Source organism: Neptunomonas antarctica, assembly GCF_001305295.1.
In the GTDB taxonomy this organism is placed as follows: domain Bacteria; phylum Pseudomonadota; class Gammaproteobacteria; order Pseudomonadales; family Balneatricaceae; genus Neptunomonas; species Neptunomonas antarctica.
Genome location: NZ_LJSI01000055.1, coordinates 33,599 through 45,156, shown reverse-complemented (window position 1 = coordinate 45,156; position 11,558 = coordinate 33,599). Strand labels below are relative to the sequence as shown.

12 protein-coding genes are annotated in these 11,558 nt (G+C 43.1%); 1 reads left to right on the top strand and 11 read right to left on the bottom strand.

The features are described 5' to 3' along the window. Nucleotides 1-120 precede the first annotated feature (120 nt). Entirely contained in the window at nucleotides 121-852 is a 732-nt protein-coding gene (locus tag Nant_RS20325; protein WP_054343520.1) for a tRNA (adenine(22)-N(1))-methyltransferase TrmK, read from the bottom strand. A 363-nt stretch (nucleotides 853-1,215) separates the two neighbouring features. Between Nant_RS20325 and Nant_RS20320 the strand changes: the two genes are divergently transcribed. Beyond that, nucleotides 1,216-2,832, top strand: a complete 1,617-nt coding sequence (locus Nant_RS20320; RefSeq protein ID WP_054343519.1) for an ABC-F family ATPase — start codon at nucleotides 1,216-1,218, stop codon at nucleotides 2,830-2,832. Nucleotides 2,833-3,487: 655 nt separating this feature from the next. Here the strand turns inward: Nant_RS20320 and arsJ are convergent. The 10 genes from arsJ to Nant_RS20270 form a co-directional block, all read right to left on the bottom strand. Beyond that, nucleotides 3,488-4,714 (bottom strand): organoarsenical effux MFS transporter ArsJ, encoded by a 1,227-nt coding sequence (gene arsJ, locus Nant_RS20315; RefSeq protein WP_054343518.1) that lies wholly within the window; start codon nucleotides 4,712-4,714, stop codon nucleotides 3,488-3,490. Beyond that, on the bottom strand, nucleotides 4,715-5,731 hold the full coding sequence (locus Nant_RS20310) for an ArsJ-associated glyceraldehyde-3-phosphate dehydrogenase (protein WP_054343517.1): 1,017 nt from the start codon (nucleotides 5,729-5,731) through the stop codon (nucleotides 4,715-4,717). It lies immediately after the preceding gene. Nucleotides 5,732-5,738: 7 nt separating this feature from the next. Further along, nucleotides 5,739-6,233 (bottom strand): cyclin-dependent kinase inhibitor 3 family protein, encoded by a 495-nt coding sequence (locus tag Nant_RS20305; protein WP_054343516.1) that lies wholly within the window; start codon nucleotides 6,231-6,233, stop codon nucleotides 5,739-5,741. 15 nt (nucleotides 6,234-6,248) lie between these two features. Then, a complete protein-coding gene (locus tag Nant_RS20300) occupies nucleotides 6,249-7,178 on the bottom strand; it encodes a cation diffusion facilitator family transporter (RefSeq protein ID WP_054343515.1) in 930 nt (309 codons plus the stop codon). Between the two features lie 16 nt (nucleotides 7,179-7,194). Then, nucleotides 7,195-7,605 carry an OsmC family protein gene (locus Nant_RS20295; RefSeq protein WP_054343514.1) on the bottom strand — a complete coding sequence of 137 codons (411 nt, stop codon included), beginning with the start codon at nucleotides 7,603-7,605 and terminating at the stop codon, nucleotides 7,195-7,197. A 116-nt stretch (nucleotides 7,606-7,721) separates the two neighbouring features. Further along, a complete protein-coding gene (locus tag Nant_RS20290; protein ID WP_054343513.1) occupies nucleotides 7,722-7,961 on the bottom strand; it encodes a thioredoxin family protein in 240 nt (79 codons plus the stop codon). Nucleotides 7,962-7,972: 11 nt separating this feature from the next. Continuing rightward, nucleotides 7,973-8,971: a permease gene (locus Nant_RS20285; protein WP_054343512.1), complete on the bottom strand. Its 999-nt coding sequence runs from the start codon at nucleotides 8,969-8,971 to the stop codon at nucleotides 7,973-7,975. A 28-nt stretch (nucleotides 8,972-8,999) separates the two neighbouring features. Then, entirely contained in the window at nucleotides 9,000-9,941 is a 942-nt protein-coding gene (locus Nant_RS20280) for an MBL fold metallo-hydrolase (RefSeq protein WP_054343511.1), read from the bottom strand. 34 nt (nucleotides 9,942-9,975) lie between these two features. Beyond that, nucleotides 9,976-11,001: an ACR3 family arsenite efflux transporter gene (gene arsB / locus Nant_RS20275; RefSeq protein ID WP_054343510.1), complete on the bottom strand. Its 1,026-nt coding sequence runs from the start codon at nucleotides 10,999-11,001 to the stop codon at nucleotides 9,976-9,978. Nucleotides 11,002-11,062: 61 nt separating this feature from the next. Then, entirely contained in the window at nucleotides 11,063-11,407 is a 345-nt protein-coding gene (locus Nant_RS20270; protein WP_054343509.1) for a metalloregulator ArsR/SmtB family transcription factor, read from the bottom strand. Nucleotides 11,408-11,558 lie beyond the last annotated feature (151 nt).

Sequence of the window (11,558 nt, the reverse complement as noted above, 5' to 3'; positions counted from 1 at the left end):
AACAGGAATTATGAACAAACAGAGACAACTAAAAGATATTTTTATGACAACCCTTTGTGAAGAGTTTCATATATAACTTTTGGTTATTCTTTGTAATATTTTGGAAACAATAATTCTAAATTAAAGAACGCAGCCTAACGCCTGATAAGCGTCGATAACCCGCTGTACGTCTCGGCCTGGATTTTTTGACATGCGCTGATAATGATTAATAGTGCGCGCTAAGTATTCTCTATCATCCTCACGGGAAAAATCCCACATCATGGAGCCTGCTAACGAGATCGGCTCACGAGCATCAGTAGACACGTGCATAATTTCGTAAAAGTGATTATTTTCACGCATCAGGTTTTCATTTAGCAGACCAAACCCCATATCAACCAGTGCTTCGCGCACCTTATAGTTGTGATAAACAGGGCATAATAAAAACTCCAGATTCTGATCAGGATTAGCGTTAAGCAAGCCTCTCACCAACTCAATCAGCAAATCACCGCCAACACCCGCAATCACCATCAGATGCGAACTTTTACACCTGTTCTCATGCGTACTTTCACTCGAACTATCGTACGATCTTTCAGGCGAGCCGAGCGCCGCGGATGACACTTGCAGTGCTGCCACATCGGTACAATGAACTTCCCAACTGTGTTCAGGAAAACCCTGCGTAAAGAAACGCTGCAGCTTGGTTCGCACCTCAGCTATCAGCGGCTCAACCACATCTACAAAATGTACGGTCCGGGTAGCCTCGCGGCGTAACAATCGATAGCCTAACAAGCCGTGATCACAGCAGCAATCCCAGATATGGTCATAACGTTGGGTAATCATTGTATCGATTTGTTGTAAACGCTGGCTGGTTTTCACGTGTTTCTTCTCAATTGGTACTCTCAATTCGTACTCTCAATTCGTGGTCTCAATACTTGCTCTCAACTCGTGTTATCAATGACCGGGACAAATACGCCGGTCATGCTAAAAAGTTAACGCCGGCTATTCTACCGTCGAATTCAGCGATTATGTATGGGCTTAATCCATTAACTCATGTGCTTTCAAGGCGCTATGGGCATATCCAGATTATAAAACGGGTTAACAAGCGGGAACTTACGCCAAATTGAACAAAATTCATCCAATTAAATGCAATTTACCCCTTTGAATCACCCAACAATACTTTATAGTACCGTACCGCTCATGCAGCATTTTTAAACGCTTTCCAGATTCAGGAATAATTCATTGATCTCCACCGCAAACATCACCATGCAATTTGGCGCCAAGCCATTGTTCGAAAATATCTCTGTAAAATTTGGCAACGGTAATCGCTACGGCTTGATTGGCGCAAATGGTTGCGGCAAAACAACCTTCATGAAAATACTCGACGGCAGCCTGACCCCTACTTCTGGCAACGTCTCTATCTCCCCTAATCAACGCGTCGGTAAATTACATCAGGATCAGTTCGCCTTTGAGCAGTTCAGTGTGGTTAACACGGTTATTATGGGTCACAAAGAGCTATGGGAGATCAAACAGGAACGAGAGCGCATCTATTCTCTGCCTGAGATGTCTGAAGAGGAAGGCATGAAGGTTGCTGAACTCGAAGTAATCTTTTCTGAAATGGATGGCTACAGTGCAGAAAGCCGGGCAGAAGATATTCTATTGGGTGCCGGCATTGATCAATCATTGCTCTATGGCCCGATGAGTGAAGTTGCACCCGGTTGGAAGTTAAGAGTATTGCTGGCACAGGCGCTGTTTTCTAATCCGGATATCCTTTTGCTGGATGAGCCAACCAACAACCTGGATATCAACACTATTCATTGGTTGGAAACAATACTCAACGAACGTAAAAGCACTATGGTCATCATCTCACATGATCGCCATTTCCTGAATTCCGTATGTACTCACATGGCTGATATCGATTACCGCGAACTACGTGTTTATCCCGGCACTTATGATGATTTCATGATGGCGGCAAACGAAGTGCAAGAACGTCTGTTATCAGAAAATGCTAAAAAGAGTGCTGAAATCGCTGATCTGCAACAATTCGTCAGCCGCTTCTCCGCTAACGCGTCTAAAGCCAAACAGGCCAGTTCGCGCGCTAAGAAGATCGATAAAATAAAGTTGGATGAAGTAAAACCTTCCAGCCGTATCAACCCGTTTATTCGTTTCAATCAAGATAAGAAATTATTCCGTCAGGCGCTGATACTGGAAAATATTGGTCACGGCTTTGAAGGAGATCAACTCTTCAGTGGTGGTAATCTTATCCTGGATGCCGGCAGTCGCCTGGCCATTATCGGCGAAAACGGCGCGGGAAAAACCACGCTGTTACGTTGTTTGCTCGGCCAGTTAAGCGCTAAAGAGGGTACGGTTAAATGGTCTGAAAACACCTCATTCGGCTACTGCCCACAAGACAGCACGGCTGATTTTGATTCTGACATCAACGTATTTGATTGGATGAGCCAGTGGCGTAAACCCAGCCATGGCGATCAGATTGTCCGTTCCATACTGGGACAACTGCTGTTTTCTGCCGATGACTACAACAAAAAAGCGCAAGTGTGTTCAGGTGGTGAGAAAAATCGCCTGTTATTCGGCAAATTGATGATGTCTAATCCTAACGTTCTGATTATGGACGAGCCGACTAACCATCTCGATATGGAAGCGATCGAAGCGTTAAACATGGCACTGGAAAATTACCCCGGCACTTTGATTTTCGTCAGTCATGACCGTGAATTTGTATCTTCGCTGGCGACTCGTGTTATCGAAATCAAGGATAAAAAATTGATCGATTTCCAGGGAACCTACGACGAGTATCTGGCCGATCAATTGGCCGCACAAAAGAAACTCGCTAAACGCGCATAAAATGACAGGCAGGAGCGATACACATCTCCTGCCTGCTTTTCGGTGGTTTCAGCAATGGAGGCGTTTATTCCAATACCGGCGTTATTCACATCGTCGTAATTAAACCTAAATAATACCTGTTAAAAAGCCGCATCTAAGCAGCTTTTTAATGCTTAATAATAAATCATCCGGCACCTTATACACCTCAAACATGTCAAATCCGTAATGATTGTCATTGCGCCAAATACCCAACAAAAACGAACCATAAGTCTGCCTAAAATGCGCATAAGTTTGAATAATGTTTACTAGAAGCCTGCATAAGCACTATTTTTGTAGTGAAACTACGAAGCAGGTGGCAGTGCTATGTATCGACGTAACCTCAACCATCCCGTGTAACAAACCTTTCTAAGTTTGCCCATTTTAACATCGGTAGCGTTCTGACCGTCGAGTCCCAAAAGCCCTTGCCCAGCTATCTAAATCCCTGAAAGTGAACGTTGAGCGAGCGGAAGACCATGGAAGGTATCGACCCCAAGCTGACCTTTAGATGTTGCTAATGTATCATTCTTTCGGTTGACTAGGTGGCGGTTATCGCAGCTTTGAAGTGACATGACCATACCGTTTCCGATCTGCTGCTACCCATTTGTCTAGATTGTTAGAACAAGTGTTGCGCACCGTTTCAGTTTTTCAAAAGATCTTTATGTTTTGGTAGCTTAAAGGAGATCACGGATGTTATTGCAATAAACATCGCAGAAACCCACAAACACATTTCCAGACCCGCTACTTGGAAAACATATCCCGATAACACAGTACCAATTAGTCTCCCCATAGCATTAGCCATGTAATAGAAGCCAACATCAAGTGAAACTCCATCTTCTTTTGCATAGCTAACAATTAAGTAGCTATGGATGGATGAATTGATTGCAAATACGGCTCCAAAGATTAGCAGCCCTGTAATCAAACTTATTGAAGGATATATGTCATTTTGTAGAAGTACTCCAATTACGATCGGAATGAACAGTAAGGCCAAGGCCCAAATGAATGCGTCTTTACCATCAGGAGCAAGCCCTGTTTTTTTACCTGTTAATAACGGGGTAATTGACTGGATAATCCCGTAGCCAATAACCCAAATCGCTAGAAATCCTCCAACCATCCAATGGTCCCACTGAAAAGTGTTCGCTAAATAAATAGGTAATGCAACGACAAACCAGACATCTCGGGAACCGAACAGAAACATGCGTGCGGCTGAGAGGTAATTAATGGCTGGGCTTTTGGAGAAAGTTTCGGTGAATTTTGACTTGTTCTTTGCTTTGCCTAAATCTTTCTTTAGGGTCAATAAACTAGAGATCCAAACCAGGATCAGGGCTACGGCCATACCCAGTATTGCGCCTCTAAAACCAAATAGACTGAGTAAGGCTCCGCCGAGGAAAAAACCGACACCCTTGAGTGCATTCTTTGAGCCAGTGAGTATCGCCACCCATTTATAGAGCTGACCTTCGGCATTCGTGGGAACCAGCAATTTGATGGAGCTTTTGGCGCTCATCTTATTTAAATCTTTGGCAATTCCCGACACCGCCTGGGCTGCCATGACCCAGGGAATAGTCAGCACTGATGCAGGCACCAATAACATGCCTAAAGCTACCACTTGCAGAAACAAACCAATATTCATGGTTTTGTTGAGGCCTAATCGAGCGCCTAGCCAACCACCCACAAGGTTCGTTATTACGCCGAAAATTTCGTAAAAAAGGAACAGCATAGCGATGTCCAACGGACTGTAACCCAACCCATAGAAATACAACACAACCAGCATTCTTAACGCACCGTCCGTCAGGGTGAACGCCCAATAATTACCGGTGACCACCATGTACTGACGAATTTCAGGTGATAGTTGTGCGAGCCATTTCATTCACTCTGCTTCCTTATCAGACAAACCGACCAGACGCATTAACTCAACAGTGCGGTTGGCGTAGCCCCACTCGTTGTCATACCAGGCATAGATTTTCACTTGCGTGCCGTTAATCACCATGGTCGACAATGCATCAATGATGCTTGAGCGAGGATCGGTTTTGTAATCAATCGAAACGAGGGGCCTTTCTTCATAACCTAAGATGCCTTCAAGCTCCGCCTGAGAAGCATTTTTTAGCAGCTGGTTCACCTCTTCAATGGTCGTTGCTCTCTCAACCTCAAATACGCAGTCTGTGATAGAGGCATTAGCAAGAGGAACGCGTATAGCATGTCCATTCAGCTTACCTTTTAACTCAGGAAAAATATGAGTTATTGCAGTTGCAGATCCTGTAGTTGTGGGAATCATACTCATACCGCATGCACGGGCACGACGTAAATCTTTGTGCGGGGCGTCCAGAATTGTTTGAGTATTCGTAATGTTGTGAATGGTTGTCATTGATCCATGCTTGATACCCAAGTTTTCATGAATAACCTTCACTACAGGTGCTAAGCAGTTAGTAGTACAGGATGCAGCAGTAACAATAGGATGTACTTGCTTGTCATAAAGATGATGGTTAACGCCCATTACTACGTTAAGCACGCCATCTTCTTTAACGGGGGCCGTTACTACTACGCGCTTCACCCCTTGATCAAGGTATGGTTGAAGTAATTCTGCTGTTTTCATCTTTCCTGATGCGTCAATTACCACGTCACAATCGGACCAGTCTGTATCTTCAATGGCGATGTTTTGAGTACAGGAAATACGTGCGCCATTCACAATAATATCTGAACCTTCTGTACTGGCTTCATGGTGCCAACGTCCATGAACTGAATCAAACGTAATCAGGTGTGCGAGTGTTGAGGCATCTCCCGCTGGGTCATTAATTTGCACAAACTCCACATCATCCCAGTCGAATGCGGCACGAAAAGAGAGTCGTCCCATGCGACCAAAACCATTAATACCAACTTTGATTGTCATAAATACCTCAGATAGAATAATGCGTATGGATAAAATTAAGATGATGGGGCAGTGTGAGTGCTTTTGGACGTAAAGATTGAACCTGCGCTATGATATCGGACCAGCTATCTCCATTCTCAAGTAATAAAATGGCAGCCATTAACCCTGTTCGACCAGAGCCCCCTTTACAATGGATCACTATTGTTTCTCCCCGATTCATTTTGTCGAGCAACTCAGTTTTGACTAATGCAAACGCCTCAAAAAAATCGTCACCAGGTGCACAGTCATCTTCAATCGGTAACTGATACCAAGCCAGACCTTGGCGACTAATCTCTTCGCCTAAACCTGTAACGCCTAACACCCCGATCTCTGTATCTGATAGCAGGCTTACTACGGCACTTGTACCCACAGCTTTTAATGTTGTTAATGATGCAACCAAGTCTTCATCTTGGGTGCCAGGACATGCTGTGAAAATAAATTTAGCGCCGTTTCCAAACGACAATGCATCAAAGGGATGAGACATGATTAGCTCCAATATTTAAGCATTTTGACCAGATAATGGTTGTGGATCGAAGGTACATGACAAGGAAGAACATTGTTCTGCAAAACCCAATGACTCTATTTGAATGGTGACATGTGAAATTTTAAACTGATGGCTAATTAACTCTTCAATTTCTTTGAGTAATTCAAATGAATTATTATCGGATTGATCGATAACAATATGTACACTCAAAGAGTTTTCAGTGGTAGACATGGCCCATATATGTAAGTCATGAATTTGTCGGACTTGGGGATGCGCAATTAACGCATCACTTACAGATTTGGGATCAATGTCGTCAGGTACACCTTCAAATAAAAGGTGAGTGGAGCGCTTAAATAATGACCATGTACTCAGAACTACTACTGTTGCAATAATTAAACTCATCATTGGATCTAACCAAGAGAGTGGCCAAAAGATATAAATGATGCCAGATATAACCACACCCAGTGATACCAATGCATCAGCGGCCATATGCAAGAATGCCCCCTTAATATTTAAATCAGACTGACTGCCTTTTAAAAATAGAGCCGCAGTAATAGCATTAATAATTACACCAACACCGGCAACCCAAATAATGGTTTCAGGTTGCACATTATTGACTTGGCCAAATCGAGAGATAGCCTCCCACGCTAATGCCCCCATTCCCAAAAGCAAAATAGCAGCATTAAAAAAGCTCGCTAGAATGGATGCTTTTTTCCAGGCAAAGGTATGATGCTGGTTGGCTTTTATATTGCCCATGGCCACAGCTATCCACGCCAACAACAAACCAGCAACATCTCCCACGTTATGCGCAGCATCGGCCAGTAACGCGAGAGAGTTGATGTGCCAGCCAAATGAAAATTCAAGCAAAACATAGCCAATATTTAGCGCTATACCTATGCCAAACAATCGGCCATAGTTAGTGGTGTGAGTATGTTGATGAGTCATATTATGTCACTTTGTATTATGCGCGAATTAATGAACCAGTCAGATTGGTGCCAGGCGCAATCGTATTAAATACTGTTCCGAATTTACGAACATTATCGTGTAGCAGTTCTAAGCGATGATCCGATTCTTGGGTTGTGATTTTTATGGTGTATTGGATAGACTCCATTTTGGGCGGGGCATCTTGTCTTACACCCGTAATCTCTACTTCAATATGTTGCAGGTCAAATTTTAAAATAGGTGTTACGCGTTCAATCCCTTTGATAATGCATGCTGCTAATGCGCTCATTAATAGTTCAGCAGGATTAAAAGCGTCAATACGGCCTTTCAAATCTGTATCAATCACCAATGAAGCATCTTTACATTTTACGGTACTGCCGTGCGCGTCAATCCGATTGGCGACGACGTTAAATGTCATTTTATTGGACATGATTATTCTCCTAAAAAAGACAAGACTTACTTGATAGATAAACCAAAATAAATATGACTGGTAATAGCAAGAAGCCCCCTTGCTAAGGGGCCCTCTATCGAATAAGAATGAGGAATTTACTCCCGCTCTAACCATTCTTTGACTTGGGATACCTGGGGTACAGATCCAGAATGAATAAGCTTTTCATCGATCACTACCGCAGGTGTGCTCATCACGCCATAACCCATAATAACTTCGGGATTGGTCTCTTTTATTACGTTTACATCGATTGATAATGCTTGAGCAGTTTCGGAAATTATTTCCGCTGTCTTTATGCACTTCGCACAACCGCTACCCAGTACTTGTATGTTTTTCATAGTTTTATCCTTTATAGAAATGGAGTGAAGAAATTAAACAGCCAACCGACTAAGGTAAAAGCAACCAAAAGCAATGCAAACAGTGTTGCTAATAGCTTCCACTGCATCACTTGTTTGAGCAAAATGAATTCAGGAAAACTGGCGGCTACTGTACTCATACAAAACGCTAATGTTGTGCCAATAGGTAAGCCGTTAACGATGAGGCTCTCCATCACGGGAATTACACCCGTCGCATTGGAGTAAAGCGGTATGCCCAGCAGTACCGCCGCAGGCACAGACCACCATTGGCCGTCACCTAAATGTTCCTGAATCCAACCATCGGGTACAAAACCATGTAGAGCTGCCCCCAATCCAACACCAACAATCACCCATTTCCAGACTCGGCCAAAAATCTCAAAAGATTCCGTTTTTGCGAATTGGTGGCGTTCCTTAATTGAAAGTTTTTTAGGTTTAAGTACAGAGTTGGACGGTTCTTGCGTTTGAGATTGCCCTCTCTCTAGAGCTTTTGCAGCAAAGGACTGTAACCACCTCTCGGCTTTAATCGCATCAAGAAATAAGCCCCCTAGAATTCCAACAGCCATGCCGATAACTACGTAGAGTACGGTAAATTTCCACCCCAATAAGCTCATCAGTAAGAGCACAGCCACTTCGTTAATCAGTGGAGAGGTGATCAAGAATGCCATTGTGATACCCACGGGAATACCCGCTGAGGTGAAACCCAGAAAGATAGGGATACTGGAACAGGAGCAAAATGGGGTAATAGCGCCAAAGCTTGACCCCATCAAATAGCCGACTCCACGATGTTTACGCGCCAAATAGTCACGTACCGTTTCTACATTCAGTGAGGCCCGCATCAGCGCTATCACGTAAATCATAAAAAGCAGTAGTACAAATATTTTACTGACATCCTCAATAAAAAAATGTACCGCATCTCCCAACTTGGTTTCTGGTGATAACTCTAGAATGGTATAGGTAAACCAACTAGCAAAATCACTAAAAATCCCTAACATGATTTAAAATCCTCTATCAACGGTGACATTATTCCCACTCCATCTCTTCGAATACACGCTGTGCATTTCGGTTTTTAATCTGCTCATACACTTTTAAGTAACTAAATCGTGATTGGTCGATTAAGTTTACTGAGCTAATGTCTTCACCTGCTTGAAGAAATTTGTCTACTTCATTTCTCAGGAATGTAAGGTAGTTATAGGTATCTTGAGTCGCTATTTTTAATGTAGTTGGGTGCCCATGCCCTGGAACTATGATGTCAGGGTTTAATTCCACTATTTTTTCAAACGCTTTAATCCATTCGCGATGATGAGACTGAGAACCAATACCTAGCATGCGCTCGACATATACAACATCACCACTAAAAAGCACTTTTTTCTGAGGAAGCCAGACAAGCGTTTCCCCTCCGGTATGGGCAGGCCCCACGGGGATTATTTGAAGCGTGATTCCAGGAATGTCTAATGTCGTATCAACTGAGATAGCTCTTTGAGCGGCTTGAGGGTCAGTGCCCGACCAGTTCTTACCGGTTAGTATTGCTGTACTGATGGCCTGCAATGAGCCGCGTTGTTGCTGATCGGCTTGAGTCATTGTAGAGGTTAGAGTGACCGCTCCTTTATCAGTAAAATAGCGGTTACCAAACCAGCGGTGATCTTGTCCCCCTGTATTGATGATATGGGTGATAGGCTTAGGCGTTATTGTGTGAATTATTTCCTCTAGTGCTTTAGCTCCCTCAAGAGTCCCGCCACTATCAATCAAGATAACCCCTGATTCTGAAATGATAAAACCAAAGGTCGCATTATTTGCCAGGTTTAGTTCAGAACGTTGCTCCAGTGGGCCAATAACTGAGTAGATATTAGGTGCTAATTGCTCAACCTCTAAACTACTGCCCTTTACCATGGATACATAAAAACTGAGCATAGATGCCAAAAATATGCAGGCACATTTCAATACAGAGTACTGATTTCTTTTCATGCGAACTCCTTACCCGATCAGATGGGATTTCATACTATTTATTCGAAGCAAACCAATGCTGCGTTTTATTTGCAAAGAAGACGAGAGATAGCATCACAGGAACTTCAACTAATACGCCAACAACCGTGGCCAACGCGGCCCCTGAATGTAAGCCAAACAGCGATATAGCGACTGCAACGGCGAGTTCAAAAAAGTTGGACGTAGCGATCATGCAGGCAGGGGCCGCTATGCTGTACGGCAGTTTCAATACTTTGGCTGCACCGTAGGCTATTGCAAAAATCCCATAGGTTTGAATTAACAATGGAATGGCTATCAACATAATAATCAGTGGCTGCTCCAGAATTCTCAGTGCCTGAAAGCCAAACAAAAGAATAACGGTGCCTAGCAAACCCACAATAGACCAAGGCTTTACACTGGATAGAAATGAAGTAATCTGTTCTCCATCATTACTTTTCTCAAGATAATGACGGGTAATTACGCCAGCAATTAACGGTAAAAGAACGTAGAGCACTACCGATATCACCAAGGTTCCCCATGGGACAGTAATGTCACTAACGCCCAATAGAAAAGCGGTGATTGGAGCAAAGGCAAAAATCATGATGATGTCATTTACGGACACTTGTACCAGTGTGTAGTTAGCGTCACCTTTAGTCAGTTGACTCCATACAAAGACCATCGCCGTACAAGGGGCTACACCCAGTAAAATCATGCCGGCTATATATTCACTCGCTGATGCGGGATCAACATAATCAATAAATAGCACTTTGAAAAACAACCATCCCAACGCCGCCATCGTAAATGGTTTTATCAGCCAATTGATGACAAGTGTAAGGACAAGCCCTCGCGGCTTCTTCCCCACATCTCTTATCTTGGAGAAATCAATTTGAACCATCATCGGATAAATCATGACCCAAATGAGAACGGCAACGACCAGGTTTACATGGGCGACTTCTAACTTCGCAATGATAGAAAATATACCTGGTATCCAATACCCTAGAAGAACACCAGCCGCTATGCACAGAGCAACCCATATTGAGAGGTAGCGCTCAAAAATACCCATGTTGATTTCCTTTTTCAAAACAAAAACATATGAATTTTCATATATGTATAGCTAAATTTATTTAGCAGCAAGCAGCCATTCTTTCAGGACGACCACCCATATCGCTTAATTTCGCTAGACTTTCCTTAAGAAAAACTGTGTTACTTAACGTCGTATCAGTGATGATTTTTTTGCTCCACTCAGGCAGTGCAGGATTAATGCGATAAAAAATCCACTTCCCCTGTCGACGATCCATCAGCAGCCCGCACTGACGTAACTGAGCGAGGTGCCTAGAAATCTTAGGTTGGATTTCTTGTAGAGCTTCAGTTAGCTCACAAACACATAGCTCATTTTCATGTTCAATAAGCAACATGCATTTCAGTCGAGTCTCGTCAGCTAGGCATTTGTAAAACTGTACTGGATTCATAACAAGACCTTCGTGATTTACCAAAGTAAACATATATGAAATATAATATATATGAATTTTAATACATGTAAAGATAATGAGGCTATTTTTTTAAAAATAAGTTTTTACTCCAAGTCTCACAGAGACCGGTTGGTGACTAAAAAGCAACCTA